The following is a 25,674-nucleotide window of genomic DNA, read 5'->3' on the forward strand; positions in this document are numbered from 1 at the left end:
ATGACCACACAGACTTTCCCGGTGGCGATCATCGGTTCGGGGAACATCGGCACCGACCTGGTGATCAAGATCCTGCGCAGCGACGGCCCGCTTCGGGTCGCCGCGATGGTGGGCATCGACCCGAACTCCGACGGGCTGGCGCGCGCCAGCCGAATGGGGGTGCCCACGACCGCCGACGGTGTCGAAGGACTGATGGGACTGCCGCACTTCGGCGACATCCGGCTGGTGTTCGACGCGACCTCCGCCGGTGCGCACCACGCCAACTGGGCAACGCTCCAACCCACCGGGGTCCGGATGCTCGACCTGACGCCCGCCTCCGTCGGGCCGTACTGTGTGCCGGTCGTCAATCTCGACGAGCATCTCGACGCGCCCAACCTGAACATGGTGACCTGCGGCGGACAGGCGACGGTGCCGATCGTGTCGGCGGTGTCGCAGTGCGGGATCGTGTCCTACGCCGAGATCGTCTCGTCGATCTCCTCCAAGTCGGCGGGGCCCGGCACCCGCGCCAACATCGACGAGTTCACCGAGACCACCTCCGCTGCACTGGAAACCGTCGGCGGCGCCCTGCGCGGAAAAGCGGTCATGATCCTCAACCCCGCCGACCCGCCCATCCTGATGCGCAACACCGTCTACTGCCTGGTCGACGGCGACCCCGACCACTCGGCGATCGAGCGGGCGGTCACCGAGATGGTCGACCGGGTCAACGCCTACGTACCGGGCTACCGCCTCAAACAGCGCGTCCAATTCGAGACGTTCAGCGTCGGCAACCCGCTCTACATCCCCGAAACCGGCAAGTTCACCGGCACCCGTGTGACGGCCATGCTCGAAGTCACCGGAGCCGCGCACTACCTCCCAAGCTACGCCGGCAACCTCGACATCATGACCTCGGCGGCCAAGGCCACCGCCGAGCGGATCGCCGCACACTCGATCGAAACCGCCGGAGCGACAGCATGAGTCAGGACCTGTACATCAGCGACGTCACCCTGCGTGACGGTATGCACGCCATCAAACACCAGTACACCGTCGCGCAGGCGGTGACCATCGCCGCCGCCCTCGACGCCGCGGGAGTGGACTCCATCGAGGTCGCACACGGTGACGGCCTGGCCGGCTCCAGCAGCATCTACGGCTTCGGCGCCCACACCGACCTGGAGTGGATCGAGGCCGTCGCCACCGCCGTACATCGCGCGAAGGTCGCCACCCTTCTGCTGCCCGGAATCGGGAGCGTGCGCAACCTCACCGACGCACACCGCGCCGGCGCGAGTGTGGTTCGGGTCGCCACCCACTGCACCGAGGCCGACATCTCCGCTCAGCACATCGAGGCAGCCCGCGGGCTCGGTATGGACACCGTGGGCTTCCTGATGATGAGCCACATGACAGACCCGATGTCGCTGGCCGAACAGGCCAAGCTCATGGAGGGCTACGGCGCGACGTGCGTCTACGTCGTAGATTCCGGTGGCGCGATGACGATGCGCGACATCGCACAGCGAGTCGATGCGCTACACCAGACCCTGGACGCGGCAACCGAAGTCGGCATCCACGCACACCACAACCTGTCGCTCGGAGTAGCTAACTCCATCGCCGCGGTCGAGCACGGCGCCAACCGCGTCGACGCCTCACTCACCGGCATGGGCGCGGGTGCCGGCAACGCGCCGCTGGAGGTGTTCATCGCAGCCGCGACCAAACTCGGCTGGCGCCACGACTGCGACCTGCACGCTCTAGAAGACGCCGCCGACGACCTGGTACGCCCGCTGCAGGACCGCCCCGTGCGCGTCGACCGCGAGACGCTGACCCTCGGATACGCCGGGGTGTACTCCAGTTTCCTCCGACATGCGGAAGCCACCGCCGAACGCTACGACGTCGACGCGCGCAGCCTGCTGGAGGAGGCGGGCCGCCGCGGCATGGTCGGAGGTCAAGAGGACATGCTCGTCGACATCGCGCTCGACCTCACCACCTCGATGACGGGAGCCCGGCCGTGACCGAATCCCCTTCGGCGGCCGACCGGGATGACGTCGAGCCCCTGGCCGATGCGATCCTCGACGCCGCCGAGCGCGGCGCCGACACGCGCCCGGACGAGAACGCCCCGCCCGACGCGTTCAGCACCGCGGCAATGGTTTTCCGTCGGCTCAGCATCGACTTCGTCCGCCGGTACAACCGGCTCGAAGTGGACACCGATGCTCACGCCTTCGACGGCCCGGTGCTGTTCGTCGCCAACCACGGCTTCGGCGGAATTTTCGACCTGAACGTGTTCGCCGTCGGAGCAGCGCTCGACCAGCTCGAACTCGATCGTCCGATCACCGTCCTGACTCACCAGCTGGCCTGGACCCTGGGGGTAGGCCGATTCGTCGAGGCCCTCGGAGCGAGGCCCGCCTCCCAGGCTAGCGCCGAGGAAGCCTTCAACCAGGGGCACCACGTGGTCGTGTTTCCCGGCGGCGACGTGGATGCGATGAAATCCTGGGAAGACCGAAATCGGATTATCTTCGGTGGCCGCAGCGGGTTCGCCCGCCTGGCCATCGAGAACAAGGTTCCGATCGTTCCGATTGTGACCGCAGGTGCAGGTGAGTCGCTCCTGGTGTTGTCCAGCGGGGAAAGATTGGCCAGGGCAACACGATTGGACAAACTACTGCGACTCAAGGCAGCACCCGTCACCGTGTCGTTGCCGTGGGGGTTGAACGTGGGCGCCGTCGGCATCCTTCCCTACCTTCCGCTGCCCACCAAGCTGAAGACCCGTGTGCTGACGGCGATGACGGCGACCGAAGACGAGGACGCGCTGGAGTTCGCCGCACGCGTGGAGATCGCCATGCAGCGTGCACTCACGGAGTGACCACGGGCCGCAAGCCGTTGGTGGGGTGAGGACGCGATACCGTACTCGGAATGGAGGAGGTCGCGATGCCGACGGCGGAGAGCAAGTCTCGCCGGCGACGCGTCGACGGTGAGGCCTCGCAGCAGAGGATCCTCCAGGCCGCCACCGAGATCGCCGCCGAACGCGGGTACGAAGGAACGTCGATCAATCTCGTCAGCGAGCGCTCCGGACTACCTGCAAGCTCCATCTACTGGCACTTCAAGGACAAAGACGCGCTGATCGCCGCAGTGATCGACCACAGCTTCCAATCCTGGCTGGCCAAGGCGGGCGGCCAGGCGACCGAGGGCAAGGCGGAAGGTTCCGTCGACGACCAACTCAGCGCGATGATGCAAAGCACCGCGAAAGCACTCGAGGAATCATCGGACTTTCTACGACTCGGACTGATGCTCACCCTCGAACGCCGCGAGCGGGAGCCCACCGCTCGCCGTCGCTTCCTCGCCGTCCGCGAGGAAGCACTCGAACGCACTGTTGCGAGTTTCGCCCGACTCTTCCCCGGCCTCGATGACCATTCGCTTCATCAACTCGGCTCCTTCACGATGGCCGCCGCCGACGGGCTCTTCATCGCCAACGAGATCGACGAATCCGATGCGTTCTCCGGCTTCGAACTGCTCGCCGCCGCCATCCACGGGGCGGCGCGCCACTTGCTCGAAGGTGCCGGACCCGCGTAAAGGACAACACGCCTAGTGGCGGCGCAACCCGCACCTCGGTGTCACGAGCGTGTCACAAGTCCCGCACATCCAGGCAGACGACCACGTACGCCGGCGCACGCGTCACCGCAGATCAGCGACTTCCACGGACGCCCAAGGACGCGTTCGAACGTATTGCTTCAACTTCCCAAGCTGAAGACGGCTTCATTGCCATGAACGGCTCCTGACTGACCGGTGCAGAAATTGTCCGGCAGTTCGAACACGGGACTCTGCACGTCGTCACTCCTAATGGCCGGCGGGCCAAACCCAGCGTGGCCTTTCTCCGCCGGTGACATGATGACTCCGTGGACGTCGATGATCCCGGCGAAGATTAGGGCTGGGATCGGCGCGCTCGGCGGGAGACCGGAACCGAACGGCTGGATCGCAACTGGGCGAGTCTGCTTCAGGAGCTGCGGGTCGTGCAGACCGGCGTTCAACTTCTCACCGGCCTGCTGCTGACGCTCCCGTTTCAGCAGCGTTTCGACGTCCTTGACGACGACATGCGGGTCGTATACCTGGCTACCGTGGCGGCGTCGATCGCGTCGACCGTACTGCTGGTGCCACTTGTCGGGATGCACCGCATGCTCTTTCGCCGGCACCGGATCGCGGTGCTCGTATCGGCGGCCCATCGCTGCGCGTATGCGGGCCTGCTTCTGCTCGGACTCGCGCTCACCGGCGCTGCCGCGATCGTCTTCGATGCGGTGTCGGGACGGACGGCGGCGTTGATCGCCGGTGTTTGCGCGCTGACGCTGTTCGCCGCCTTTTGGTGGGCCCTTGCGCTCATGATGCGGTCCACGCCGCGTCCCGAGCCGTCGGCGAAATGAATGGTCACCATTCGTGTTCTTGCCGGTTAACCCCATGACAGGCGTCCGATTGTTTGGAATTTCTGCTGTCATGTCCGAGGGGTTTGCGACTGCCTCACTCGACGGCGGCGCGTCGGCCGGTCCGACTCCGCTATCGGGACAGGCACCGAGGGTGGGGTCGTTCCGGTTCCTCTTCGATGACGACCGGTGGGAGTGGTCGCCCGAAGTCGCCGAGATGCACGGGTATCCCCCCGAGGCGATGTCCCCGAGTACCGACCGAGTGCTCGCGCACAAGCACCGCGACGACCAACAGGCGGTGGCGACGACGTTGGCCCGGATACGGCGCGACCGGGCGCCGTTGAGCACCCGGCACCGCATCGTCGACACCCGGGGGCGCGTCCACCACGTGGTGATCGTCGGCGACGAGTTGCGCGACGACGCCGGAACGCTCATCGGGACGCACGGTTTCTACGTCGATCTGTCGCCGATGGTTCTCGGCGAGGAGGAACGCATCACCGAGAAGGTTGCCGAGATCTCCAGTCGCCGCGCCGCGATCGAACAAGCCAAGGGTGCGCTGACGGTGATCTATGGCATCGCCCCGGAGGCGGCCTTCGAGATCCTGCGTTGGCGTTCACAGCAGACGAACACGACTCTTCGCGCGCTCGCCGTGCAACTGGTCGCCGACTTTCAGTCTCTCGACGCCGAGAACGGGCCGCCGTCGCGTGCGGTGTGCGACCGTCTGGTGATGACCGTCCATGAACGGACGCCGCGCTGATCCGGCGTTGCCCGACGCTGTTTGGTCCGCGGTGCCGCGGGCAGTAGTCCCCTGTGAGCGACGAAGACGATCAAGCGGTATACGCCGAGTTTCAGGACGCGGTCAACATGACCCCGAAACAACTCGAGGACTGGCTGGACACCGACGATTCGAAATCCGTCGGGCAGAAGTCGGGTGACGGCGAGTCGGCGGGGCACGCCAGCGGGCGTCGCATCGTGACGATCCTGCGAACGAAGAAGGACGATCTGTCCGATGACGACGTGAGCCATATGCGGAAGGTCAACGGCTACGTCAAACGCCATCTGGCGCAACGACCGTCGGGCGACGTGAGCGACACTCCGTGGCGGTACTCGCTGATGAACTGGGGCCACGACCCGACGAAGTAGCGCCGGTTTACGGGGTCGGGGCGCGGGCAATTCAACCTTCGCTTGCTCACCGTGATTCGGAAAGAGGATCGATCATGCCGAACGCATCGCTGAAGAACGAGAAGATGTACGAGGATCTCCGCAGGGAGGGCGACTCCAAGCAGAAGGCGGCGCGCATCTCCAACGCCGCCGCTGCCCGCGGCAAGTCCGCAGTCGGTCGGAAAGGCGGCAAATCGGGCTCCTACGACGACTGGACCGTGGCGGAACTGAAGAAGCGCGCCAAGGAACTGGGTTTGTCGGGCTATTCCGGTCTCACGAAGAGCAAGCTGATCGCGAAGATTCGCAACAGTTGATCCGCGGCGGAGCCGACTGAGACTTCGAGCGCGAGAGGGTCGGCCGGCGCGTGGCGCGGCAGCGTCGAGATCAGCATCAACAACGAGGCTTCCACCGCTTGGTCCTTCGACAACCAGACGGTGGGCCGGCTCGGACGGCGAGCAGGACCACGCCGCCACCGAGGCCGACACGTCGGCGTTCTGCGACCGGGTCGCGGTGCTTCGGCACGTTGATACGGAGACATGTTCACATGAGGAAGACAAGGAGCTCGACAATCATGTCCGAACAGAAAGCTCGACAATCATGTCCGAACAGAAACTGACCGCGCTGTCGCTGGTGTGTAGCCTCAAACCGTCGCCGGCGCCGTCGAGCAGTGAGCTGATCGCCGCGCATATTCAGTCCGAACTGCAGAAGTACGGCGTGACCGGCGATACGGTCCGCTGCGTGGATCACGACATCAGCCCCGGTGTCGAGAAGGACATGGGCGAGGGCGATGAATGGCCTGCCATCAGGGACAGGATCCTGGCCGCCGACATCCTGATCTTCTCTACCCCGACCTGGATGGGGCATACCTCAAGCGTCGGGCAGCGGGTCTTGGAGCGCCTCGACGCCGAGGTCGCCGAAACCGACGACGAGAACCGCCCCATCCTCCTCGGGAAGGTTGCCCTCGTCGCGGTGGTGGGAAACGAGGACGGCGCGCACCACATCGTCGCCGAGGCGTTCCAGGCCCTCAACGACGTCGGTTACACCATCCCCGCTCAGGGCTGCACCTACTGGAACGGCCCGGCGATGGGCAAGACCGACTACAACGACCTCGACGAGGTGCCCGAGGCGACGGCATCCGCGACAGCCAACGCGGCGCGCAACGCAGCGCACTTGGCACGTCAGTTGACGTCTGACCAGTACCCTCCCTACCCGTTCTGAAAGTTAAAGGGCGAGCTGCGATTAGATGATCTGGCCGCGACGTCGATGCCTTTCGTACCGTCAGTGCCGGGCAACTTTCGGCTGGACGTCGATTGCCGCGGCGGCGCCTCGCTCACGACTACTCGTTGCTACCCACCTCGGCCGGGCGGCGCGCAGGAGGCGATCGTCGAAACGCTCGGACGGACCGACCTCGATACCGCGAGCTCACGCCGTTTCCGGCTCGGCCACCGCGCCGAGCGCCTTTGAGAATCGCCACTCGCAGGATCGGTCTTCTAGGCCGAGCCAGGGGGTATCGAGATCCGTCACGGGCGGCGACTTACATCTCCGGGGCGCGACTGGCCGTCGCCGGCGGCGGCCCGGTGCTCTGAACGCCGATCGCCGGCTCCCGCGCCCCACCGCGATGTCGCCCTCATCACGGTGACCAGCAACTCCTGCGCTGTCTCGGGTCAAACGCTGCCGGATGGCTTCTCGTGTCGCGCAGTTCGCGGGTCACGGAAGGCAGTCGCCTGACCCGATCAATGCGGCCCGCATGTTCTGCTCCATCATCCGCAATGCGGCACTGCCCAGTTCGGCGTCGATGTGTGCGACGCCGTCGGTCGGGACCACCACGTCGAAGTGGCGGACGTAGGCATCGAGCGCGCTGTAGAGGATGCACTGCTCGGTCACCTGACCCGTGAGAATCACCCGTTTGGTTTCCAGCCGGGTGAGCAGATACGACAACGGGGTGGCGTAGAAGGCGCTATGGCGGACCTTCTCCAGGAACAGGCAGCGCCCGTCCGGCACGAGGGGTTCGACGAGCTCGGGATGCGCGCCGTTCAGCGCCTGACGGACGATGCCCTCACGGGTGGCGGTGAAGTCGCCGTAGTTGTCGTTGACGTAGACGAGGTCGACGTCGTCGCGGTCGCGCGCCTCCCCGATGAGTTCGGCGAGGGGCTCGACGATGCGGGCCGCGCTGGCGGCCAGCGCCTCCGCGTCGTCATGTCGATACGAGTTGAGCATGTCGATGACGAGTACAGCCGTGTCACTCATGCCAGCGTGCTTACCCGCGGTCGTTTGGTCGACACCCTGGGGCCGTGACATGCCGACGTCCTGACGCGAATGATCGGACGTCGTGAACGAAACAACCGATCGTGGGCGCTCGTCGGCGCCCCCCGTTGCGACAGACGTAAACCGCGCGCAACACATGGCACACGCGAAGCGATGCAACGGCTGCAGCAGGTCAGCCTGGTCGGCGTCGTGCCGCGAGAAGGTGCCATCTTCTCGCAGTTCACCGTCGACGGCGTGCGCGATTTGTTCAGCGTGCGCCTAAGCCTGGAAGTGCCAGCCGCCGGACGCGCAGACGAGGCCGGGGCTCAAAAAGCTGACAACACGGCTTGATCTCAAAAGGCTGACAGCACGGCTTAATACGGCACGTGCGACCACAAAGTGTGGCCATGTAGCGGCGAGAGCGGCGAGCCAACGCAGGCTTCTACACCAGCTCCGTCGACCTCGCCGCCCGATCCTCCTAGAGTCGGTCCTCAAGCTACTTGACGCGACCCAAGCCTTGTCACGGCGACGCAGCGACGAAGAACTAAATAGACCCCCTTGCAACTCGTCAAGACCCTGCGGCGCGGCGACCGTCAAGAGCCCGCCCCGCTGACGTCTGCTTTCGGCGACCCGGCTGTTGGCTCCGTTTGAATCCTGAGCAGCCTGTTTCGGAACTAACAGCTCACTTTCAATCGGAGCTGACACCGGCGGGGCTTCAGCCCTTTCTCATTGGCCAAGGCCACGCAGCCCTTGGCAGCCCGACATGTCCGGCGGACTGTCCACTTGGCACCGTGCACTACACGTGTCGCAGCAGTCCGACCAACACATCAAGCCAACTACCACCGCAGATGCTAAGACTTTCCTCACACGATCCTGCTGACCCCTAGAGAAGACACGTCGGCGCCGTTGCGGCTGAACAGCGTGACACGGCCGCCGTCCACGACGGCCATCCCACGCTGTCCGACGTAGTTCGCCTCCACCGCGTAGTCCGCGAAGCGGACGGGAGGTGCGCCTAGCGTCGCGAGCATCGGCCGAACATCGGAGAGTGTCATCAGCACCGGCCAGTCTAGGCGGGCGGACCCGTTGAGCCACCGGCGGCGATCACCCGAGCGGCCGCTTCCGACACGATCGAGCGTTTTGACGCGTGCCCACCGCACGTCATCGGCGCCATCACCTCTTTTAGATCAGTGAATCCGGGATCCGCGGTCCCGCACCGGGTCCCGCGGCGGCGCCGCCGAGATCGACGGGCACCTCGACCTCGCTGCCGTCGCGGAAGTCGTGCAGCCAGTCCCAGTACGGATCGCTGCTCGCGGAGAGGCGCTCAGACCCGAACGAGGCGGCTTGCGTCGTCGAGGCGCCCGGCGGTGCGGCCAGATTCCGCACGTCGGCGAAGTGGGCGGGATTCGCACCGCCTCCTGTGGGTAGCATCGCCGATTGCGGCAGGGTGGCCGGCGGCCCCGTCGGCGGCGGCCCCGTCGGCGGCGGCGCCAGCGGTTCGCGGGTCAGGTCGTCGCTCGGCAGCCAGATCCCCGAACCGGGGATGTACTCGCTGCCGTTCCACGGCCCCAACTCCCCCGGCGACCTGAACTGCGCGTCCGGGAACTCGGTATCGGACACCCAGACGCCGGAGCCCGGCATCAGCTCGATGTACTCGTGCGCGTTGCCACTTCCGTCGTAGAACCCCGGCGGCCCCAGCTCGCCGGGATCCTTGACGATGGCACCGGGTATCTCGTCGGACCGTACGAAGATCCCCGAGCCGGGGCCGATCTCGGTCCACTTCGGCCCCTCCCACCAGCCCGTCTTCGGCGGCTTGCCGTCCGGGCTGATGTAGGGCTTGTGGCGCGGGTCGCCGGGCTTCCACGTGGCGTCCAATGGGACGGCGTCGCCGTCGTGGGTGATCGGCGGCGCCTCTCCGGCGCCGCCGGTGATCGTGTCGAGGGAGGCGGTCTGGACGTTGCCCGCGTAACCGCCTGCGGCGGCGGCGGTTTCGGTCTGCATGGTCTGCCACTTCGCCGTCAGGGTCTGCACGTCGGAGGCCGCGACCGGATTTAGGCCCCCGCTCGCGGTGAACCGCTGGATGGCGTTGTTCAGATCGGTGCGGACCTGCTGAAACTCCTGCGGGCTGGGGGTGTTCGCCTTCGCGGTCTCGAAGTGGCCGGCGATGGTTCGCGCGGTCCGGGCCAGGCCGCGAGCCTGCCGGCTCATGTGGGTGGCCCAGTCGCCGTGGCGGCGGACGTTGTTGCCGGCGTTCTGCTCACCCCGATCCCACGACGCGTCGATCCCGCCGGCGGCGCCGTGCAGGGTGCCGCTGAGCTCGTCCAACTGGGCGGCGTAGCGGGTCCACTGGTCGGCGAAGGCGTGCAGGCCGCTCGATCCGGGGCCGCCGTACAGCGCACGGGACTGCGCCTCACCGGGCAGCGGGCTCGGAACCGCGGCAATCGCAGGCGGTTCCGGGATCGTGGGTGCCGGGATCGTGGGGGTGGGCAGCAGCCCGCTGATCGATCCGGGGCTGGTGGACAGGGTGGCGATGGATCTGGCGTTGTCCTCGTCGAGGCCGACCAGGGCGGCGGCGGTGGCCATCACGGCCCGGCCGCCGGCCGCGCGCAGTGCGCTGCCGTGGTTCAACCGGGCCGCGAGGCCTGCGGAGACGGCGTTCAGGTGCGCGGCGGCGGCGGTGGAGGTCTCATCGACACCGGGGCCGCTGGCGGTGGCCGGTGAATAGGTGTGGCTGCCGGTTCCGGCCAGGTCCTGTCCCGCCGAGATCAGCCCGTGGGAATCCAACCGCGTCACCGCCGCCACGGACCGTCACCTCCGACTCTGACCGAACGCACGTGCGTCGTCATCTGCGAAACCCCCTCGACGATCGATTCTAAGGACCCTCGAGGGGCCCTCGACGCACTGAAATCACCGCGCTCACGGCGCCGCCACGGCGACGGCGTCCTCGTCCTCCCGCAGCACCGAGGCGCCCGCGGTCACGACTTTCGACACCGTGTGGTGCGACACCCCGAGCCGCCGGCCGACCTCCCGGTCGGCCATCGCCTGCTCGAAGCTCAGGTAGAGCACCTCCGCGACGTCCCCGATGTCTGCGCCCTTCAACGCGATTCGCCGCAGCACCCGTTCGGCGACGGCGTGCCACCGGCTGTCCGGCGCGACCTGCGGACCCGACGGCGTCGTATCGGCCCGAACCGGGTCGCGGTCGGCCGCCCGAGAGCCCGCTGCCACCTCGGTATCCGCATCGTCGACGATGTCGATCGACTCGGGGACGGGTGGCGTCCGCTCCCCCGCCACGGCGTGCAACGGTCCCACGCTGCGGCGGTGCAGTCGGCTGAGCAACGTCAGCCCGTGCGTGGTCACCAGCAGTGCCGTCGGAGCGACCGCCGCCAGACACCCTCTTAGCCAGGCCTCCAGCGGAGCCTCGGGTTCCAGGACGGCGTGCAGGGCGTTGCAGGCGATGCTGACCGCCGCTCCCCCGATCAGCACCGCCCAGAAGAACCGCCGGTCGCCACGGCACCGCGGGTCGCCGGCCATCACGACCACCCCGAGGGTGGCGAGCACGATCGCGCCGTCCACCATCAGCGGCCACAGCCACGCCTGACCCGCGGGGACGTGCCCGCGGGTGGCGAGATCGCGTAACGCGGTGAACGACAGCGCGAACCCCGCCGCCCCGACACCCGCCGTGATGCCCACCGCGACCACGCGGGTGGCGGCGGTCGTCCACGATCCGGTGCTCGCGCTCACCGTTCTCCCCTCGATCTCCCGGTGTGGACTCGATGGCGGGCGAGCCGCTGTGGTGACGGTCATCGTTCGGCGGTGACGGCGAGGCCGCCCGGCAGGTCGACGGGGCCCGCCCGGCGTCCGGCGCGTCGACGACGCTGCAGGAACTTCGACGGCCGCGGCACCAGCAGCGCCAGCCCGCGCTCCCGGTCGCCCGCGGTGTCGACGAGGAAGCGGCCGCGGTCCGGTGCGTCGTCGGGCACCATCGCCGCCAACGTCACCACCAGCGCCTGCAACTCGTAGCGCGGCGTCTCCTGCAGCGTGCGCCAGATCTCGTCGCGGCCCTCGTCGCCGTGCACGTCCCCGACGGTCGTCATGGCCCGCTCCCACAGCCGGGCGCACTGCGCCAACCGCCGTCCGGTGGCCTCGTAGATCAGCGGCAGCCGCTCGACGCCGAGGTGGTAGCGGATGCACGCCGCTACCTCGGAGTCGCAGCCCACCGCGACGTCGAGCAGCAGCGCGGCGCGCACGACCGCGGCCTCCGTCCAGCGGTCGACACCGGGTCGGCGGGGATCGTCCGGAATCCAGCCGTCGCGGCGCAGTTCCTCGGAGTAGTGCCGCACCAGCGTCGTCAGCGGCCCCCGGTCGACGCCGAGGAACCCCGCGACGTCCTGGAGAGACGGTCGCGGCGGCAGTGTCGCCCCGTGCCCGGCGGTGACGTCGTCGAGCACGTCGATGCGCCGGGTCAGCACGTCGCGTCGCTTCCGTGCCCGCTGGCGGGCCAGCCGGCGGATCTCCTGCAGCCGTTCGGCTTCGTCCTTCGCGGTCACGCGCGGTGTTCTCCTCTCGCATCGGCCACGCGCGTCGTGCGGCCGACCAGCACCGACCAGGACACCGGGCGCAGACCGGTGAAGCCGCGTCCGAAGGTCTGGTGCGCCAACCGGTGCGGATCCGCGAACACCCAGTGGTGCACGGGGACGCCGCGGCCGGTCCGCGGCCGGCCCCACGGTCGACAGCAGCCGTGGCGGGCGGGGTGCACGTCGACGAGCACGGCCGCGCCCAGCCAGCCGCGCTGCTTCACGTGCCAGTCGGCGTCCAGCCCGGCGCGGCGCGCCGCCTCGATGCCGACGTCGTCGACGCGGGTACCCGCGAACACCAGCAGCGGGCCGCGGTAATCGGTGCTCCAGGACCGGTTCTCGACGGTCTTGCCGCCGTGAGCGGCCGGGGTGAGCAGCATCGAGGCCCACGGACGGCGCACCGTGAGGCCCATCGCCCGGCCCGGCCCGTCCGGCGCGACGGGCGGGTTGGCGACGTCCAGCCACACGTCGCGGTGGCAGCCGGGATCGTCGAGCGCGCACGTGCAGGCCAGGTCGCGGCCCGCCAGCACCCGCGAGTGCTCACGCAACTCGGCCCGATGCGGTAGCCACACCGCGAACCGGACCAGCGCGGCCGCCCGCTGCTCCGGCGTGCAGTCGATCGCCTCGAACGGGTTCGCGTACGGGGTGCCCGCCGTGACGTTGACCGCACCGCGCGGGGTGTCCTCGCCGCGGATCTGCAGCCGTGGTCGGGCGTCGAGATCGGTCGGTTCGACCGGGGCCCAGCGGGCGCTGCGCGGGAGCGCGGGTGTCGTCATCGTCGGAACCTCCTCGGTGCGGGTTGTCGGATCACGGGTCGGTGGGTCGTGGCGGAGTGCGCCCCGGCGCGCTGCTCGGCGCCGGGGGCACCGGTGTGGTCACGGCGTCGGCGGGGGTGTCCGGCGGCTTCGGTTGTGGGTCGGGCCGGTTGGGCGTCGGCGCGGCGGGCGACGGCGCAGGCGATCCGGCACGACCGGGGGCCGCGCCGCTCTCACGGTGCCCGGACCGTCCGGACGTCCGACCCGCGGCGGCGGCCGCCGCGGCCACGGGGATGGCCACCTCCGGCGCGAGGACGGTGGCGCCCGCCCGTGCCGCCCCCGACGTGGCGGCCGCCCGGCCGCCGGCGCCGTCCGCTCCGGCTGTCGTCCGGCCTGCGGCGGCCCCGGCGGGCGGCTTCGCCTGCGGGACCGGGGTGTTCGGTGTGCGGCCGCGACCCGGCACGTTTCCGGTACCCGGTGCGGTCGGGCCGCCGGGCCGCGTCCCGGCCGCCCCCGAGGGTGACCGGTTCCCGGTGGGTGGATGCGCGCGCCGGCCCGGCGCTGCGCGGCCCGCGGTCCCGTCGTCGAGCCGAGGACTCCCGCCCGGCTGGGTTCCGCCCGACAGCCGCGATCGCACGTCGCCGAGCCGGCGGCGGGTGTAGTCGACGCCTTCCAGGGTGCGCCCGGCGCGGAACCCGAGGGCCAGCCCGCCCGCCCCCATCCGCAGCGGTCCGGGGATGCCGCGGTCGCCGAAGGCGCGCATCAGGTGCCGGAACCCGATGGCGCCGAACACGGCGATCAGCAGCATCACCAGCAGCTTGGCCAGCGGGTGGGTCATCCCGATCGCACCCGGCAGCGTGCCGCGGGTGGCCTGCGCCATCAGGATGACCAGCACCGCCAGACCGGCTGTGGCGGCGATCATCTCGGCGCCGTGTTTGAGCATCCGCACCGCGGTGCGCTTCCCGAACGCGCGGGTGGGTCCGGGGATCACCGCCACCGCGGCGACCGGCACGATGATGAGCACCGTCCAGAAGGCGGTGAACCCGATGCGGAACGCCTCGCACGCGATGTAGTCGACGGCGAGCAGGATCGCCCCGGTCAGGGCGATGACGACGGCGAACAGGCCGACGGTGACCGCGGACAGCTGCTGGGCGTGCGCGTACGCCGCGGGCGCGCACGTCCGCATCGCCTGCGCGGGGGCGGCGGTCACCCCCGACAGGACGGCGGCGTCGAATCGCGCCGCGCAGCCCGGCACGTCGTCGATCACCTGACCGAACGAGACGAGCTGAACGACGTTGCGCACCAGTACGTCGCACAGCCAGCTGGTCAGGGTGTCCAGCTGTGCGGCGGTGCCGCCGGGTGCGAGCGGGCCGTTGTGCGCCACGCCCTGCGACAGGGTGAACCCGAGTGTGCGGCCGATGCCGAGCACTCCGTCGTCGCCGACGAGTTCGTCGACCGGGTCGCGCAGCACCAGCCCGACCAGCAGCGCGATCAGCAGGCCGCCGGCGATCACGCCGATGCCGGTGCCGTACCCGACGGTGAAGCACAGGATCCCGCCGACCAGCACGGAGATCAGCACGCCGCCGGCGAGGAGTTGCATGCCGCCGACGACGGCCTGCAGGTTGGCCACGATCGGCTGGGCGATGGCGGCGAGCCAGCCCAGCCAGACCGCGCCGAGGGCGAACTTGATCAGCCAGATGCCCACCGCGCACATGCACAGGAAGAACGCGCACTCCAGTCCCAACCACCCGGCGAGCTGGGTGTAGGTCAGGGTGGTCTGCATCGCCGAGGTGAGGGCCGGCAGCCAGGTGTCGGGGTCGACGCCGAACCGCGGGCCCTGCGCGCCGAGCACCTCGTCGAGCGGCAGCACGGAGACGAACATGGCGCCGATGGGCACTCCGCGGCTGTCGTGCAGGCCGGTGAAGGACAGGCCGGTGGCGGTGGTCTCGGCGACCGCCCGTGGCGCGGTGACCACGGCGAGAACCGCTGCACCCCAGATCATCCGGAGCAGCCGCCAGCACCGGCGGGTCCGGGGCCGGGTGTATAGCCAGGCGGCGACGGCGTCGGTCACGGCGCGACCCCGGCGGGCCGGTGGTCCAGGGCGCGGGTGTCGAAGGCCGCCGCCAGCTCCGGTTGCACCGGCGGCAGCAGGTCGACCAGTCCGGCGCGACCCAGGTCGTCGAGGAAGTAGGCGTAGCCGTGCCCGTCGGCGGTCCGCAGGTCGAGCACCTCGGGGTACTCGGCGGGGTCGATGCCCAACCGGCGGAACGAGTCTCGCGCGTAGCCGCGGTCGGTGGGTTTGAAGGGGGTGATGACGCGCATCGGCAGGTTCTGGGCGCCGATGGCGTCGAACTCCTCGGCGTGCTGCGAGACGCCGAGCAGTCCGTACTTCTCCTTGCGGCCCTGGGTGGCGATGCGCAGGGCGTCCTTGCGGCCGACCGGGGAGGAGAAGTAGGTGCGGGCCTCCTCGGCGACGAACCAGCCGAACGCGCCGGGGCGGCGCGTCCGCGGGTCGGTGTAGGTCGAGCGGGTCAGCGCGGCGATCATCCCGTAGATCGCCAGACCGGCTCGGGCGCGCGCGGATTGGCGCCGGTACAGGTGCAGCTGCTCCACCTCGCCGGTGTCGGGCAGCTCCAGGTCGGCGGTCAGCCAGACGACCGCGTCCTTCTCGGCGATCGGCGGGACCGGCAGCGAGTCGTCGAACATCGCGCGCAGGTAGTCGAACTCCGACCAGTAGGTCAGCGCGTCGGCGAGTTCGGCGTACTCCGCGTACTCGGTGCGGCCCAGGTTCCTCAAGTACCGCACCAGCCCGCCGAGGCTGTCGGCGACGCGGTCGTCGGGGCGCAGCAGCCGGCGCAGCTGACGCGCCGCGGGGGCGGTGGCCTCCAGTCCCATCATCGGCAGCAGGTGGTCGAGGGTGTGCTCCACCGCCTTCTCCGGGGGGAAGAGGCGCAGCCCGTCGAGCGACCAGCGGCCGCCGGTCGGTTCGACCACGGCGACCCGGTCGCCGTGGTGCGCCAGTGCCGGTTCCCACTCGCGCATGGTGCCGGGGTCGATGATCGAGGCCTGGTGGCCGCGTTTGAGCAGGGCGTCGACGATCCGCTTGCAGGACTGCGACTTCCCGCCGCCGGGTGCGCCGATGAACAGCATCCCCGGCGCGCCGCGGCGGTCGGTGGAGCCCTCCAGGTCGACGAACACCGGCGCCCGCCGGCGGGTGGCGAGGTTCTCGGCCAGCAGGATCCCGGTGGGGTGGCCGAGCTCGCCGGACACCAGCGGTGCGAAGCGCGCCCACTGCTCGGTGGTGGTGGGCTGGGTGAACTGGCTGCGCGGGGCGCGGGCCTCGCTGCCCGGATGTCCCAACTGCCACAACGCGATCTGGGTGCCGCGGCGGCACGCCAGCACGGTGTCGAGCTCCTCGGCGAAGTGGGTGCGCAGCTGCCGCACCGCCCGCGTGGTCGCCTCCGCGGTCGCAGCACCGACGGCGATCACCGTGGTCGACTCGACGGCCCGTTCCAGCTGGCTGGCGTTCAGGCCGGCCAGGTAGTCCTCGGCGGCGGCGAACCGCCGGGTCAGGTCGGTGTCGCTGGCCCGGCGGCCCGCCAGGTGGTGGGCCTGGTCCTCGAGGTTGCGCTGCGCGCGGTCGACGCGCAGCAGCTCGCTCTCGCGGGGCCGGACCGCGACGTGCTGATACCAGTCGACGGTGGCGTCGACGTCGACGTCGTAGGGCGCCAGCAGGATCTCGGCGCGCGGGAAGGCCAGCCCGTGACGCGGCAGCTGCGCCACCGCCAGGCCCGCCTGGAAGCCGTCCCCCGCGGCCGTGCCGATCCGCAGGATCGGCGCGAACGTCGGCGGCAGGCGTCGCCACCGGGGGTGCCTCGACCGACGGCCGGTTCGGTCGCCCTCGTCGAAATCGGCCGGTACGCAGGCGAAGTCGTCGGCGTCGAGTCGGCTGGGGCCGCCGGGGCCGTGCGGGAACGGGCGGTCGAGTGCGCCGCGGGTCCAGTGCCGCTCGTAGAGCCAGTGGATCTGCCGAGGGGTGGCGGGGGCGGCGGCGAACTGCTCGGGGATCCGGCCGAGGATCTCCTCGACGACCGCCCTGTAGGCCTCGAGGGTGGCGGGGGCGTCGTGGTCGCGCCCGATCACGGCGCGGGCGGTGCGGCTCAGCGCGCCGGTCGCGGTGCGGCCGGCGGTGCCGGCGTCGACCGGAATGCGGACTCCGAAGACCTGCTCGTGGAACGGGATTCGGTGCAGGTGGTCCTCCCAGCCGCGCACCTCGCGCACCCAGTCGGGCTGGTGGCCGAACCCGGCGAGCATCCGCTGCAGCATCCGCACCGGGTCGATGCGCGCCGACATGCCCCAGAACACCAGTCCCGACGGCAGCTGTCGCACCAGCGGGCGGTGCGCGCGGGCGACGGTGCGTTTGACCTCGTAGGGGATCATCCCGGAGAGCTGGCCGGTCAGCAGGAACTCCGCGTACACGCCGCCGCGGGTGAACACCAGGTTGTCCACCACCGCGGTCGGCGGGGACAGCCACGGGTCCCGGCGGCCGTGCACCGCGGCCCGGCGCCGGGTGCCGACGACGCAGTTGAGCAGCCACAGCATCCGGAACCACGGTGACGGCCGGCTGATCGGCATCCGGCGTGCCAGGTGCGTCGCCAGCCCGGTCAGCCCGAGGCCGAACACGCCGATCCAGGCGGCGTAGCCGCTGTCGAAGCCGTAGTGCACTCCCGCGACGGTGATCCCGGTGCCGACGACCGCGGTGGCGAGATCCCAGCCGCGCCAGGGCCCCAGCCACATCCGGGTGCGGTCGTCGAGTTGCGACAGGTAGATCGGGAAGTCGAGGACGTCGGCGAAGACCTTCGCCGTGGTGTCGTCGTCGGTGCTCGTCATCGTCGAATCCGTGCCGGGCGGGTGGTGCTCAGTTGCCGTACTGGCCGACCAGGATCCCGCCGGAGTGACGGTCCAGGGTCTCCTTCGCCGACACGGTCAGGCCGACCGCGCCGAGCGCGAGGGCGGCCAGGGCGATACCGCCGATCATCTTGCCAGCGGCCGAACCGAATCCCCGGTGCAGGCTGAAGATCGCGCTGCCGGTGCCGGCCATGATCATCAGGATGCAGACGGGGACCTTGATCGCCTCCCACAGCGAGGGGATGGCGGTGACGATGTCGGCGGCGGCCAGGGTGGATGTGATCATGGCGGATCTCCTCGGTGGGTGGGTCATCTCGTGGGCGTGGGGGCGGTCGGGACGACCGGAGTGGGGGCGTCCCGGTCGGACAGGACCGGGGCGCGGTCGATCGCGGCGACCGACCAGTGCCCTCCGACGCCGCGCAGGGTGAGCGGGTACACCATGTGCACGGGCGCGTACTGCGCGGTCATCGCGGTCACCCGTGCCAACACCCGCACCGTCTCGCCGTCGGCGGGCGCGCTCGACGGGGTGGCGGTCGCGGTCACGGCGGTCACCAGCGGTGCCGAGCGTCCCGTGACGTCGGCGGGGTTCCGATAGACCCCGCCCAGGCCGACGATGCCCGAGTCCGCGGTGGCGTAGCGGTCGACGCCGCCGGCGTCGGTCAGGTACGCGGTGACGAATCCCGACACCACCTGGAAGGCGGTGTCGTTGGGCGCCAGCGTCATCGGGTACGCCGGCGGGACGTCGGCGCCGGCTCCCGGACCCTGCACCCGCGCCGGCAGCGCGGCCGCGCGCGGCCCGTACGCCGACCACAGCACGGGCACCCGGTACAGCCCGCGGGTCGGCGGCGCGGAGTCGTAGGGGCGTTCGTTCACCGCGACGACGACCGAGTACACCTCCGCGGCGGCGTCCTCGGCGGCGTCGCCCTCGTAGGTCACCGCGACCACGGTCGGGGCGCTGATCACCACCGCGGGGGTGGACGGCAACTGCAGGTCGGCGGCGTCGACGGAGACGAACTGCCGCAGGGCGCCCGCGTCGGCGGACGTCGCCGTCAGCCAGGTCGACACGTAGTCCTGGGCGAACGATCCGACCACGGCGGACTTGTTGACGATCGTGCGCGCGGGGCCGACGACGTCGACGGGTTGGCCGAACGCGACCTGCCACACCACGTGCAGGCCGGCGATCGCCGCGAGGCCGAGCACCGCGTAGCGTCCGACGCTGCTCGCCGCGCCCCGCGATGCGGACACCCGCCTCGTCCAGGTCCTGTTGAGCCTCATCGTGATCCGGACCCGTCGTGGACACGGTATTCGGCTATTCGGGGCATGTCAGACCGCCTCGTGACCGAGGATCTTCAGGCCGCCGATCGCGAAGGTCGCGTCGACCGGGTCGTCGTTCCCGTTCGGGGACGTGCCGGGGAAGGGATCGGCGGCCGGGATCGGCAGCGCGAGGGTGGGCGCGGCGTCGCCGAAGACGTCCGGAAGCAACCCGGTCTCGCCGGGCGCCGGTGCCGGCGTCGTCCGCGGTTCGGCCGGCGGCCGCGACGTCTGGCGGATCAGCAGCCGAACCTTGGACGCGAGAACGTGTTTCACCGGCTGGACCGCTTCGCCGTGCACGTTGCGGGTGTCCTGGGTGATCAGTGTGCGGTCGGGATCGTCGAACTGGTACTGCACCAGGGTCACCACCCGGTGCTGGGACCACTGCGACACCCCGCTGGCGTCGAGTCCGACCCAACCGGGCGTCAGGGCGATGGCGGTGATGACGTAGGTGCGGCCGAGGTCGAGGGTGAGGGTCTGGCCGTCACCGCCGCTGCGGACGCAGACGAACGCGTTGCGCGGGTCGGTGCCGGACATCGTCTGCGCGGGTGTCGAACCCGGTGCGCAGGACCCCTGCGCGTCGGCGGTGTAGGGCAGCGGGCGATCCGGGCCGGGCGGCGCCGTCGGTCCCGGCGGTGCCGGGGTGGTGGGCGCGACCGCCACGGGGCGGGGTTCGGCGTCCTGCGACCGAGGTGCCCCGTCGTCGTGGGAGTAGAAGGCGCCGGCCGCGACCAGAGTCGCGACCACTGCGGCGGTGACGAGACCTCCGAAGCCCCAGGCGATCCGGTGATCGAACCGGTGCGGTGCGCCGTCGAGGTCGTCGTCGCCGTCTCCGTCGAGGTCGAGGTCGACGGGGTCGAGTTCAACGGGCCCGGCGGGCGGATCGACGGGCGCGTTGTTTACTGGCGTCGGTGCTCCGCGCTCGCCGACGGTGCCGTCCGGATCCGGTGGCGTGTCAGGGTCCGTGGCGCCGAAGTTGCGCACCCGCTCTGCCCAGTGTTCGTCGGTGAGCGTGTGCGCGGTCATCGGCGAGCACCGGGGCAGGCCATCCGCTGCCCCCACACACTCGGCCGACGGCGCTGAGTGGCGCGAGGGATCGCCGAAGCCGGAACGGCTGGCGGGTGGACCGGTGGCTGCCATGCGGGCATCGGACCGTAATGAGCGGCACCGACCGGAACGGCTTGAGGGTGTGGGCGGACGCTCGCGTGTTGCCTGTGAGAGGTGTAGCCGATCGCCGCTATCCGCGGACGAGGTGCGGTGCTCGACCGGTGGGCCGACCTCGGCGACGGACACGCCAAGACGAGCACTGCGGCACCGAAAAGAGTAAATGCACAAAGCAATTCGAAGAGTCCCAGTGTCGTCACGGGAGACCTCCTGTCGTATCGGTGACCGGGTGCGCCGTCTTCGGCTACGCTCTGTCCCGTGTCCGAAGTGTGGCATATAAAAGCAACACAGGCAACAGGTGAACAGATTATGGAACACAATGTGCCCGATCGGTACGACCAGCTGCGGCGGGAGTGGATCGCCGAACACGCCGGGATCTGGACGATGCAGAGTCGACGCGCAGAACTGCTCAATCGCCGCATCCGCAAACGGATCCGGATGGGAGCCGGCGCACAACCGAATCCCCACGACGACAACGTGATCCACCCCCTGTGGGCGCGCCGCGGCGGCACGGTGGAGACGGTTCTCGAGCGGTGTGTGGTGCTGCTGTGCGCGACGCTCGCACCGATCGGCTGGCCGCTGGGACGGCTGCTGTACGGGCGGTTGGTTGTCCTCATCCCCCGCCGGCTACGCGCCGTTCCCGTCGTCGCGCTGCTGTGGAGCGCCGCGGGCATCGGGGTGTTGACCGCTTGGGTCTACACACCAGATGCGTCGTTCACCGCGTCGGTCCTCGCGCCCTATCTGATCGCGCAGATCCCCGCGGCCTTCTTCTCGGCCGGCGCTTACGGGATCCTCAACGGCTGGCTGGCCGTTGACGGTTCGGCCACATGGTGGCCGGTGACTCCTCCCCTACTACCGGTTGAGTTCAACCTCGCTCTCGACCCCGACGACCTCACCGCCCCAGCAGTGTTCGACTCCGCTGACGCAGAAGCCCTGCCCGACCCCGTGCTGTCTGGGCAGATCGTGCAGTCCACCGAGCCACGCAACCTGGTAACCGCAGGACTCGCCTTCTGTTTGATCGGCTCGGTGTGGACGACGACCGCAGCGCTGGTCGGTCTGGCGAAAGCGCTTGATTCGGGTTTGTACTCGGCGTGAACGCGAAACCCCTTGCAATGTGCATGCTCTCTGAATACGGTTTGCTAGTCGTTCAGGGGATGGAGGGGGCGTCGTCGTGTTTCGAATGTTTACGATCGCCGGGGTTGGCTTGAGTCTGGCTTTCGCGCCGGGGGTGATCGCGTCGGCGGCCGCCGATCAAAGTCAATCGGTCAGAACGCAGTCGGGCCGAGTGCGCTGCATCATTGAGGTCAACGACGTTGGTCATGGTGGTGGACCCGTAGTGGCGTGCCAGACCAGTGGGCCGGATAGCCGTGGATTCACGCAAGCCCCGGGCAGCGACACCCCTGGCTTCCACTGGAATATCGCCACGATCAGGCCATTGGGAGCATTCAGCTGGATGGAAGGAAACATTCCCGGTGACCGTGATGCTCTGGCAGGCGACATCGTCATGAGTTATGGCCAGCCGTATCACGTCTTGGGCTGGACTATCGCTCCGTCGTTCGAAGGGACTCGGTTCACGAACGACGGCACAGGACACGGGATGTTCGTCAGTATCGACGACGTGCATCCGTTCTGAATAGCGAAACACGGGATTCTTCGCGGCCCGCATCCGCGGGTTGCCCCTCCGTCGCTAACCGCGCAACGCTCGGATGCGTCTCGGCGCCAGCAACGTCAACTGAACTTCCCGGCGCGACGTTCGCGCGGCGACGCACTCGATGAACGCCAACCTAACGTCAGCCACTTTCTGCGCAATCAGAGCACGGACAGACGAGTATTCATCGACAATTGAAGCCCTTCCAGCCGTTGGTCCAGACGGAATGTGCGATAATTCGACGCGTTGCTGGGCGAAGCGTGGGGTTGTGGCTCTGCCGGTGAATCTTGGCACCGATTGTCGGTGAATTGTGACCGCGCGGAGCGGCAGTTTCGAGGCGCCATATCGGTGAATTTCGACCGCGATGTGCCGCCGGAGTTCTGATGTCCTAGTCGTGGCGTGTGCTCGTTCGGAGGTCGCACTAGGCAGTGTCGTCAACTTTTGAGCAGTCGTTGCCCACTCGGTAACGGTCGCCGATATCGGATATCGTTACGGACGACTCGATGGGATCACAGGTTGGAGGGTGATGAGTACGCAGTCACGGGACGATCGGCCGCAGCTGCAGCGTCGGCTTGGTGTGTTCGACGCGGTGGTGATCGGCCTCGGATCGATGATCGGAGCGGGCATCTTCGCCGCGTTGGGACCGGCTGCGGCAGCGGCCGGGACTGGGTTGTTGGTGGGCCTGGCGCTCGCCGCAGTGGTGGCGTATTGCAACGCGACATCGTCGGCCCGGCTGGCCGCCCGGTATCCGCAGTCCGGTGGCACGTATGTGTACGGGCGGGAACGGTTGGGCGATTTTTGGGGCTACCTGGCTGGGTGGGCGTTCGTGGTCGGCAAGACCGCATCGTGTGCGGCGATGGCGTTGACCGTGGGCGCGTACGTCTGGCCCGCCCACGCCAACGCGGTCGCGGTCGCTGCCGTGGTTGCGCTGACCGCGGTGAACTATCGGGGCGTGCAGAAGTCAGCACTGCTGACCCGCGTGATAGTGGCCGGCGTCCTAGCAGTACTGGCTCTGGTCGTGGTGATTAGCGTGTCCTCGAGACACGCGGACGTTGGCCGTTTGGCCATCGGTGCCGACATCACCGTCGGTGGGGTGTTGCAGGCGGCCGGGTTGTTGTTCTTCGCCTTTGCCGGGTATGCCCGGATCGCCACGCTGGGTGAGGAGGTCCGCGACCCGGCGCGCACGATTCCTCGGGCGATCCCGCTGGCACTGGGAATCACGTTGGTCGTGTACGCGACGGTGGCGGTCGCGGTGCTCGCGGTGCTGGGCGCCGACCGGTTGGGCGCGTCGGCTGCCCCGTTGGCCGATGCGGTCCGCGCCGCCGGGGTGGGATGGCTGGTGCCGGTCGTGCAGGTCGGCGCGGCGATCGCCGCGCTGGGATCGCTGCTGGCCCTGGTGCTGGGGGTGTCGCGCACCACCTTGGCGATGGCCCGCGATCACCACTTGCCGCACGTGCTGGCCGCGGTGCACCCCCGATTCCAGATTCCGCATCGCGCCGAGCTGGCCGTTGCGGCGGTCGTCATCGTGGTCGCGGCGACCGTCGACGTGCGGGGCGCGATCGGCTTCTCGTCGTTCGGGGTGCTGATCTACTACGCGATCGCCAACGCCGCTGCCTGGACCCTAACTCCCGCTGAGGGCCGTCCCCCACGGATCGTGCCTGTGATCGGCGTGGCGGGCTGTGTGGTCCTGGCGTTCGCGTTGCCGCTGGTGTCGGTGATCGTCGGTGCCGCCGTCATCGTGGCCGGTGCGGTGCTCTACGGCCTGCGCCGAACACTGCGCAGCAGCTCACCCACATCGCCCTGACGAGGGTAGCGCGTCGTCCTCACTGATCGCCGAGAACCTCGCGGGCCAACTCCGCCAACGCTTTACGATCCTCGGCAAGCGCCTGCTTACCCGCCTTCGTCGCACGATAGACCCGCCGGGTGCGACCGTCCACGACCCGCTGCTGGGAGGTCAGCAGCCCGTCAGCTTCCAGACGGTGCAAGGTCGGATACAGGGTGCCGGGACTGATGTCATAGCCATGGCGCGCCAGTTCCTCGGTCAACCACGCACCATGAACGTCCTCGACCGCGGCGTGATGCAGAATGTGCAGCCGCACCGCGCCGCGTTGAAACTCCCTCATCATCCACCTCACAACCCATGCAGTGACGCATCCGATATCGGGAACCGATCCTACCGGTGAGAGGCAGCTCGCAAGGCTGCCAGCCACGGCGGCGGCATTTGATGCGAAGCAGCGACCAGGGTCTCGATCACCATGAAGGCTATCGCCGTGGGATATCGGTGACCGATATATCCTCCCGAGACGAGAGATGCTGCGCAGATGGTGACGGCGGCGCACGTGACGTGGCGTGGGCAATCGAAGGGACATGATGACACCTGGACGTGCGTGTCCGTCCGCGTCTGGACCTTGGTATCGTGAAGCGACATCGGCATCCGATATCTGAAAGCGAGCATGAGGCCGTGGGCGCTGAACACTCTCTGGACCGTGTCATCGATACGCTCACTGCCCGGTTTCCGGCACTCGACCGCGACACCATTGCTGACTGCGTCCACGCCACCCACGCGCGGCTGCAGCGCAACGCCACCATCGACTCCCATTTGACCGCGCTGACTCAACGACAGGCCGGTGAGGCACTCGCTCGCCGCGCGGGCAGGCCCGAATCGGTCTCGGACCCAATCTGATCCGTACCGCGGCTACTGACGAGGACCGTGCCAGCCGATGCCGCAACCGTCGAGGGTCGAGCTCTATGCGGCGATTCGCCGGGATTCCCGGGCGGGGCTATCGGGGCGCGAAATCGAGCGCAAGCACGGCGTTGGCCGGCGCACCGTCAACGCGGCTCTGACCTCCGCCTGGCCGGCGCCACGAAAGCAGTATCCGCGGCGAGGCTCCAAGCTTGATCCGTTCAAACCGGCGATCGATGCCATGCTGCGGACCGACCTCGACGCGCCCCGCAAGCAGCAGCACACGATTAAACGGATCTATACCCGTCTGATCGATGAGCACGCGATGACCGGCATCGCGTATCAGACGGTGCGCGACTACGTCGCCGACCGTAAACCGCAGATCCGTATCGAGGCCGGCCGTGGCCCATCTGCGGTATTCGTGCCGCAAACTCATCGTCCGGGTGCCGAGGCGGAGGTCGATTTCGGTGAGGTCGCGGTCCGGCTGCGTGGGGAGCTGGTCACGGTCTACATGTTCGCGTTCCGAATGTCGTTCTCCGGCAAGTCCATTCACCGGGTCTTTGCCTCGGGTGGTCAGGAGGCGTTCCTCGAAGGCCATGTTCACGCATTCAACGTGCTTGGCGGGGTGCCCTTCGGCAAGGTGCGTTACGACAACCTCAAGGCCGCGGTGTCACGTGTTCTCGGATTCAGCCGATACCGGCAGGAGAGCGACCGGTGGTGCGCGTTTCGGTCCCACGCCTGAGTGTGGTCACCTGACTTGGCCCCACTTCGGTCGTAGTTCTTCACGAATTTTGGCCCCACCGGGGTGGTGATCGTGTCCGTCCGGGTGGGCGCGGTGTGTCGTCACCAATGTTGGCCCCAC

26 protein-coding genes and 1 pseudogene are annotated in these 25,674 nt (G+C 69.0%); 15 read left to right on the plus strand and 12 right to left on the minus strand.

The window, feature by feature from the left end; all coding sequences use genetic code 11:
* From NM203_RS32100 to NM203_RS32140, 9 genes and pseudogenes are all read left to right on the plus strand, one after another.
* Complete coding sequence (locus NM203_RS32100) at positions 1-954, plus strand: acetaldehyde dehydrogenase (acetylating) (RefSeq protein ID WP_255065073.1); 954 nt, start codon at positions 1-3, stop codon at positions 952-954.
* The gene (dmpG, locus tag NM203_RS32105) at positions 951-1,976 is read left to right on the plus strand and encodes a 4-hydroxy-2-oxovalerate aldolase (protein WP_255065074.1); all 1,026 of its coding nucleotides are present in this window, start codon (positions 951-953) and stop codon (positions 1,974-1,976) included. The genes NM203_RS32100 and dmpG overlap by 4 nt, the downstream gene beginning before the upstream one ends.
* Positions 1,973-2,821, plus strand: coding sequence for a lysophospholipid acyltransferase family protein (locus NM203_RS32110; protein ID WP_255065075.1), 849 nt, complete (start codon positions 1,973-1,975; stop codon positions 2,819-2,821). Before dmpG ends, NM203_RS32110 begins: the two co-directional genes overlap by 4 nt.
* Positions 2,822-2,886: 65 nt before the next feature.
* Positions 2,887-3,528 carry a TetR/AcrR family transcriptional regulator gene (locus NM203_RS32115; protein ID WP_408633449.1) on the plus strand — a complete coding sequence of 214 codons (642 nt, stop codon included), beginning with the start codon at positions 2,887-2,889 and terminating at the stop codon, positions 3,526-3,528.
* Positions 3,529-3,851: 323 nt separating this feature from the next.
* Positions 3,852-4,370 (plus strand): annotated as a pseudogene (locus NM203_RS32120) (DUF6328 family protein).
* A gap of 70 nt (positions 4,371-4,440) precedes the next feature.
* Positions 4,441-5,124 (plus strand): PAS and ANTAR domain-containing protein, encoded by a 684-nt coding sequence (locus NM203_RS32125; RefSeq protein WP_255065077.1) that lies wholly within the window; start codon positions 4,441-4,443, stop codon positions 5,122-5,124.
* A gap of 53 nt (positions 5,125-5,177) precedes the next feature.
* On the plus strand, positions 5,178-5,510 hold the full coding sequence (locus tag NM203_RS32130) for a DUF3140 domain-containing protein (RefSeq protein ID WP_255065042.1): 333 nt from the start codon (positions 5,178-5,180) through the stop codon (positions 5,508-5,510).
* Between the two features lie 74 nt (positions 5,511-5,584).
* Positions 5,585-5,842: a DUF7218 family protein gene (locus NM203_RS32135; RefSeq protein ID WP_255065079.1), complete on the plus strand. Its 258-nt coding sequence runs from the start codon at positions 5,585-5,587 to the stop codon at positions 5,840-5,842.
* Between the two features lie 283 nt (positions 5,843-6,125).
* A complete protein-coding gene (locus NM203_RS32140) occupies positions 6,126-6,746 on the plus strand; it encodes a flavodoxin family protein (protein ID WP_255065080.1) in 621 nt (206 codons plus the stop codon).
* Positions 6,747-7,235: 489 nt separating this feature from the next.
* Here NM203_RS32140 and NM203_RS32145 read toward each other — a convergent pair whose 3' ends face one another.
* Complete coding sequence (locus tag NM203_RS32145) at positions 7,236-7,775, minus strand: cysteine hydrolase family protein (protein WP_255065082.1); 540 nt, start codon at positions 7,773-7,775, stop codon at positions 7,236-7,238.
* Positions 7,776-7,946: 171 nt separating this feature from the next.
* On the opposite strand from NM203_RS32145, the gene NM203_RS32150 reads away from it, so the two are divergent.
* Positions 7,947-8,123: a GntR family transcriptional regulator gene (locus tag NM203_RS32150; RefSeq protein WP_308212867.1), complete on the plus strand. Its 177-nt coding sequence runs from the start codon at positions 7,947-7,949 to the stop codon at positions 8,121-8,123.
* Between the two features lie 512 nt (positions 8,124-8,635).
* Here the strand turns inward: NM203_RS32150 and NM203_RS32155 are convergent.
* The 10 genes from NM203_RS32155 to NM203_RS32200 all read right to left on the minus strand — a co-directional run bounded on the left by NM203_RS32155 (position 8,636) and on the right by NM203_RS32200 (position 20,343).
* On the minus strand, positions 8,636-8,824 hold the full coding sequence (locus NM203_RS32155; RefSeq protein WP_255065083.1) for a DNA ligase-like domain-containing protein: 189 nt from the start codon (positions 8,822-8,824) through the stop codon (positions 8,636-8,638).
* A 127-nt stretch (positions 8,825-8,951) separates the two neighbouring features.
* Positions 8,952-10,571: a PPE domain-containing protein gene (locus NM203_RS32160; protein ID WP_255065084.1), complete on the minus strand. Its 1,620-nt coding sequence runs from the start codon at positions 10,569-10,571 to the stop codon at positions 8,952-8,954.
* Between the two features lie 114 nt (positions 10,572-10,685).
* Entirely contained in the window at positions 10,686-11,510 is an 825-nt protein-coding gene (locus NM203_RS32165; protein ID WP_255065085.1) for a DUF2637 domain-containing protein, read from the minus strand.
* A 59-nt stretch (positions 11,511-11,569) separates the two neighbouring features.
* Positions 11,570-12,316: a hypothetical protein gene (locus NM203_RS32170; protein WP_255065086.1), complete on the minus strand. Its 747-nt coding sequence runs from the start codon at positions 12,314-12,316 to the stop codon at positions 11,570-11,572.
* Positions 12,313-13,119 (minus strand): DUF4326 domain-containing protein, encoded by an 807-nt coding sequence (locus tag NM203_RS32175; protein WP_255065087.1) that lies wholly within the window; start codon positions 13,117-13,119, stop codon positions 12,313-12,315. Before NM203_RS32175 ends, NM203_RS32170 begins: the two co-directional genes overlap by 4 nt.
* 31 nt (positions 13,120-13,150) lie before the next feature.
* Complete coding sequence (locus NM203_RS32180; protein WP_255065089.1) at positions 13,151-15,169, minus strand: hypothetical protein; 2,019 nt, start codon at positions 15,167-15,169, stop codon at positions 13,151-13,153.
* Positions 15,166-17,988 (minus strand): ATP-binding protein, encoded by a 2,823-nt coding sequence (locus NM203_RS32185; protein ID WP_255065090.1) that lies wholly within the window; start codon positions 17,986-17,988, stop codon positions 15,166-15,168. The genes NM203_RS32180 and NM203_RS32185 overlap by 4 nt, the downstream gene beginning before the upstream one ends.
* A 28-nt stretch (positions 17,989-18,016) precedes the next feature.
* Positions 18,017-18,292 (minus strand): hypothetical protein, encoded by a 276-nt coding sequence (locus NM203_RS32190; protein ID WP_255065092.1) that lies wholly within the window; start codon positions 18,290-18,292, stop codon positions 18,017-18,019.
* Between the two features lie 23 nt (positions 18,293-18,315).
* Positions 18,316-19,251: a conjugal transfer protein gene (locus NM203_RS32195; RefSeq protein ID WP_255065093.1), complete on the minus strand. Its 936-nt coding sequence runs from the start codon at positions 19,249-19,251 to the stop codon at positions 18,316-18,318.
* Positions 19,252-19,329: 78 nt separating this feature from the next.
* Entirely contained in the window at positions 19,330-20,343 is a 1,014-nt protein-coding gene (locus NM203_RS32200; protein WP_255065094.1) for a hypothetical protein, read from the minus strand.
* A 459-nt stretch (positions 20,344-20,802) separates the two neighbouring features.
* Here NM203_RS32200 and NM203_RS32205 point away from each other — a divergent pair, with 459 nt between their 5' ends.
* The 3 genes from NM203_RS32205 to NM203_RS32215 all read left to right on the plus strand — a co-directional run bounded on the left by NM203_RS32205 (position 20,803) and on the right by NM203_RS32215 (position 23,933).
* Complete coding sequence (locus NM203_RS32205) at positions 20,803-21,576, plus strand: hypothetical protein (protein ID WP_255065095.1); 774 nt, start codon at positions 20,803-20,805, stop codon at positions 21,574-21,576.
* A gap of 85 nt (positions 21,577-21,661) precedes the next feature.
* Positions 21,662-22,114, plus strand: coding sequence for a hypothetical protein (locus NM203_RS32210; RefSeq protein ID WP_255065097.1), 453 nt, complete (start codon positions 21,662-21,664; stop codon positions 22,112-22,114).
* 541 nt (positions 22,115-22,655) lie between these two features.
* Entirely contained in the window at positions 22,656-23,933 is a 1,278-nt protein-coding gene (locus NM203_RS32215) for an APC family permease (RefSeq protein WP_255065098.1), read from the plus strand.
* A gap of 19 nt (positions 23,934-23,952) precedes the next feature.
* Here the strand turns inward: NM203_RS32215 and NM203_RS32220 are convergent, their stop codons facing one another.
* A complete protein-coding gene (locus NM203_RS32220) occupies positions 23,953-24,252 on the minus strand; it encodes an Rv3488 family transcriptional regulator (RefSeq protein ID WP_255065103.1) in 300 nt (99 codons plus the stop codon).
* 338 nt (positions 24,253-24,590) lie between these two features.
* Here NM203_RS32220 and NM203_RS32225 point away from each other — a divergent pair, with 338 nt between their 5' ends.
* Positions 24,591-24,812: a three-helix bundle dimerization domain-containing protein gene (locus NM203_RS32225; protein ID WP_255065099.1), complete on the plus strand. Its 222-nt coding sequence runs from the start codon at positions 24,591-24,593 to the stop codon at positions 24,810-24,812.
* Between the two features lie 37 nt (positions 24,813-24,849).
* Entirely contained in the window at positions 24,850-25,554 is a 705-nt protein-coding gene (gene istA, locus NM203_RS32230; protein ID WP_308212868.1) for an IS21 family transposase, read from the plus strand.
* Positions 25,555-25,674: the final 120 nt, after the last annotated feature.

Origin of the sequence: Mycolicibacterium arenosum (assembly GCF_024320865.1) — a bacterium.
Taxonomy (GTDB): Bacteria; Actinomycetota; Actinomycetes; order Mycobacteriales; family Mycobacteriaceae; genus Mycobacterium; species Mycobacterium arenosum.

Excerpts from the sequence above, each read along its gene's own strand:
- NM203_RS32100 (WP_255065073.1), top strand. The coding sequence starts at position 1 with ATGACCACACAGACTTTCCCGGTGGCGATCATCGGTTCGGGGAACATC.
- dmpG (WP_255065074.1), top strand. The coding sequence starts at position 951 with ATGAGTCAGGACCTGTACATCAGCGACGTCACCCTGCGTGACGGTATG.
- NM203_RS32115 (WP_408633449.1), top strand. The coding sequence starts at position 2,887 with ATGCCGACGGCGGAGAGCAAGTCTCGCCGGCGACGCGTCGACGGTGAG.
- NM203_RS32125 (WP_255065077.1), top strand. The coding sequence starts at position 4,441 with ATGTCCGAGGGGTTTGCGACTGCCTCACTCGACGGCGGCGCGTCGGCC.
- NM203_RS32135 (WP_255065079.1), top strand. The coding sequence starts at position 5,585 with ATGCCGAACGCATCGCTGAAGAACGAGAAGATGTACGAGGATCTCCGC.
- NM203_RS32140 (WP_255065080.1), top strand. The coding sequence starts at position 6,126 with ATGTCCGAACAGAAACTGACCGCGCTGTCGCTGGTGTGTAGCCTCAAA.
- NM203_RS32145 (WP_255065082.1), bottom strand. The coding sequence starts at position 7,775 with ATGAGTGACACGGCTGTACTCGTCATCGACATGCTCAACTCGTATCGA.
- NM203_RS32150 (WP_308212867.1), top strand. The coding sequence starts at position 7,947 with ATGCAACGGCTGCAGCAGGTCAGCCTGGTCGGCGTCGTGCCGCGAGAA.
- NM203_RS32155 (WP_255065083.1), bottom strand. The coding sequence starts at position 8,824 with ATGACACTCTCCGATGTTCGGCCGATGCTCGCGACGCTAGGCGCACCT.
- NM203_RS32175 (WP_255065087.1), bottom strand. The coding sequence starts at position 13,119 with ATGACGACACCCGCGCTCCCGCGCAGCGCCCGCTGGGCCCCGGTCGAA.
- NM203_RS32185 (WP_255065090.1), bottom strand. The coding sequence starts at position 17,988 with ATGACGAGCACCGACGACGACACCACGGCGAAGGTCTTCGCCGACGTC.
- NM203_RS32190 (WP_255065092.1), bottom strand. The coding sequence starts at position 18,292 with ATGATCACATCCACCCTGGCCGCCGCCGACATCGTCACCGCCATCCCC.
- NM203_RS32200 (WP_255065094.1), bottom strand. The coding sequence starts at position 20,343 with ATGACCGCGCACACGCTCACCGACGAACACTGGGCAGAGCGGGTGCGC.
- NM203_RS32210 (WP_255065097.1), top strand. The coding sequence starts at position 21,662 with ATGTTTACGATCGCCGGGGTTGGCTTGAGTCTGGCTTTCGCGCCGGGG.
- NM203_RS32215 (WP_255065098.1), top strand. The coding sequence starts at position 22,656 with ATGAGTACGCAGTCACGGGACGATCGGCCGCAGCTGCAGCGTCGGCTT.
- NM203_RS32220 (WP_255065103.1), bottom strand. The coding sequence starts at position 24,252 with ATGAGGGAGTTTCAACGCGGCGCGGTGCGGCTGCACATTCTGCATCAC.
- istA (WP_308212868.1), top strand. The coding sequence starts at position 24,850 with ATGCCGCAACCGTCGAGGGTCGAGCTCTATGCGGCGATTCGCCGGGAT.